At 54.5% G+C, this 2,509-nt stretch carries 2 protein-coding genes and 1 pseudogene; all 3 read left to right on the top strand.

The features are described 5' to 3' along the window. Window positions 1-98 precede the first annotated feature (98 nt). Window positions 99-1,091, top strand: a pseudogene (locus tag ACSZPU_RS24965) (methyl-accepting chemotaxis protein); the annotation flags it as partial. A gap of 58 nt (window positions 1,092-1,149) precedes the next feature. Next, entirely contained in the window at window positions 1,150-2,226 is a 1,077-nt protein-coding gene (locus ACSZPU_RS24960) for a mannuronate-specific alginate lyase (protein ID WP_499004280.1), read from the top strand. Window positions 2,227-2,393: 167 nt separating this feature from the next. After that, window positions 2,394-2,450 carry a ribosome hibernation factor SRA gene (locus tag ACSZPU_RS24955; RefSeq protein ID WP_499004281.1) on the top strand — a complete coding sequence of 19 codons (57 nt, stop codon included), beginning with the start codon at window positions 2,394-2,396 and terminating at the stop codon, window positions 2,448-2,450. Window positions 2,451-2,509 lie beyond the last annotated feature (59 nt).

Here is a 2,509-nt window from a genome sequence, read left to right as displayed (position 1 = left end):
ATAGGCTGGAATAGTCATGATAATAGGGCCTTCTGATTAGAAGGCCCTATTATCAATGATTTTTATCCTCGTGACGATACTATCTAGTGGCAATGCAATTCGCTTCATTTAATCTGGTAGAAAAAACCGGCGTAACGCTGGCAACGCTTGGACTGCTCTCTGTTTATTTACAGGGGCAAATTTGTCGTCCGTTAAAAGTTATCCTGACCCAGATGCAAAAAGTGGTCTCCGGGCGTAAAGCGGATTACCGCCACTTTAACCGCGTGGATGAAATTGGTTTGTTGATGCGTCTGGTAAACCAGTCCGGCCTCAACCTGAGTTCTCTGGTGGGTGACGTTTCCGCACAGATCAGCGGTATTCGCGATATTAGTCATCGTATTACCGAAGAAGGCGAATCTCTGCAAAAACGCACGGAAGAAACCTCCGCCGACCTACATCAAACCGCCGCGGCGGTGGAAGAGATTGCCAGCGCAGTAAGACAGACGGCAGAAACCGCCTCTGAAGCGATGGTACGCGCGGATGAAACCAGCGCCAGCGCAACGAACAGCGGCGACATCATGAAAAAAACGATCTCGATGATGCAGGCCGTGTCCCAGGACAACAGTAAAATCGTCGACATCATCGGGGTGATTGACAGTATCGCCTTCCAGACGAATATTCTGGCGCTCAACGCTGCGGTAGAAGCGGCGCGTGCCGGTGAATCAGGTCGTGGTTTTGCGGTCGTGGCGGCGGAAGTACGCAACCTGGCCCAGCAATCTGCATCGGCGGCGCGTAAGATTCAGGCGCTTATCGAACAGAACGTGGCCAATGTGAAAAGCGGCGTCGAAATGGTCGAGAACACGGAAACGCACCTGATGGCGATGATCGATAGCGTCATTAATATGTCGACGATGATCAAAGAGATTGGCACTGCAACGCACGAACAGACCCTGGCGTTACAGCTGATCAATGAATCCGTTTCCCGCATCGGCGTGATGACACACAACAACACCAGCATGGTGGAAAGCGTTACCAGTGCCGCTGAAGACCTCTCTGAGCGTGCTGCACGTCTGCACCGCGCAGTACATGTGTTTGGCGGCAGCGGTAGCTAATCACCCGATGCCCCATGCTATAGTCAGTGTCCCATTAGGCTGACGTGCAGGGTTACAGATGTTCGCTTTAGTCAGAAGAATCAGTTTATTTATTGCCGCCGTCACGGCGGCATCTGCCGGGGCCAGTCTGCACCCCCCGGCAGGCTATCAACAAGAACCGCAACACCATGCGTCCTCCCACTTTACCTGCCCTGCTTTTCCGCCGCCGTTTACCGACGCATTAGATTTCACCAGCAAGTATGACGGTTCCGACAGCGCCCGCGCTACGTTGAACCCACAGGCCAATCGTGCATTCCATGAGCAAACAAAGGCCATCACCCGGCTTGAAAAAGTGGTCAGCCAGGTGGTGACAGGTTTTGCTCATGACGGTAACCCGGCACGGGCAGAGTGCGTGGTCAATGGCCTGGAGACATGGGCTCGTGCGGGCGCATTGACCGCTACGGCCAAAAACCATACGGGTAAATCGATGCGCAAATGGGTGCTGGCAACACTTTCCTCGTCCTGGCTACAGCTGAAATTCTCACCTGCTCATCCACTGGCGACACAAAAAGAGGCTGCCGCTGAGGTTGAACGCTGGCTCAGTCATCTGGGTGACCTGACGGTGGCAGACTGGCGCGACCTACCGCTAAAACGGGTTAACAACCACAGCTACTGGGCCGCGTGGGCGATTATGGCCACCGCCGTGGTGACCGACCGACGCGATCTCTTTGACCAGTCACTGGCGATGTACCGCACCGCAGCAAGCCAGGTGGATAGCGAGGGCTTTTTGCCTAACGAGCTGCGTCGCAAGCAGCGGGCGTTCTCTTATCACAATTACGCCGTTCAGCCGCTGGTGATGATTGCGCTTTTCGCCCGCAGCAACGGCGTTGAGGTGACGGCAGAAAACGATAAGGCGTTACAGCGGCTGGGCAATCGCATCTTATCCGGCTTCGACAATCCTGAGGCGTTCAGCCGCAAAGCCGGTATCGAACAGGACATTGCTTTTACCCATCAGGCTTCCAGCGTTGCCTGGGTTGAGGGATGGTGCGCGCTGTCATCCTGCGATGCGGCGTTACATCAGCGGCTTGCCGCGCTACGCCCGCTGCACAGTATCCGTCTGGGGGGCGATCTGAGCTGGCTTTTTGCCGCTCATTAACCGGACCCGGACTGTTCTGAAAGCGGACAGCGGTCATTGCACTTGGCGGCGGATTAGCAGACCATCACTTTTGCGGCTACAGTTTAGTCGCATCAAATCAGGTTATATTTCGCCCGGTCAACGCGCCGGGCTAGTCCTTGAAACATCAACTGGATTAAGGAGTAAGCATGAAATCGAACCGTCAGGCACGTCATATTATGGGACTGGACCGCGAATTCAGATAATAAGTGCAACGCTCGGACATGATTGTGGAGAGTGTAGGAGGAAGGGTTAACTACCGATA

This window comes from Phytobacter sp. V69, assembly GCF_965644215.1.
In the GTDB taxonomy this organism is placed as follows: Bacteria; Pseudomonadota; Gammaproteobacteria; order Enterobacterales; family Enterobacteriaceae; genus Phytobacter.
Note: the sequence above shows the minus strand (reverse complement) of the source record. Positions and strands in the feature narration are given on the sequence as shown.

Bases quoted from the DNA above. Each gene is read 5' to 3' on its own strand.
- ACSZPU_RS24960 (WP_499004280.1), top strand. From the start codon at position 1,150: ATGTTCGCTTTAGTCAGAAGAATCAGTTTATTTATTGCCGCCGTCACG.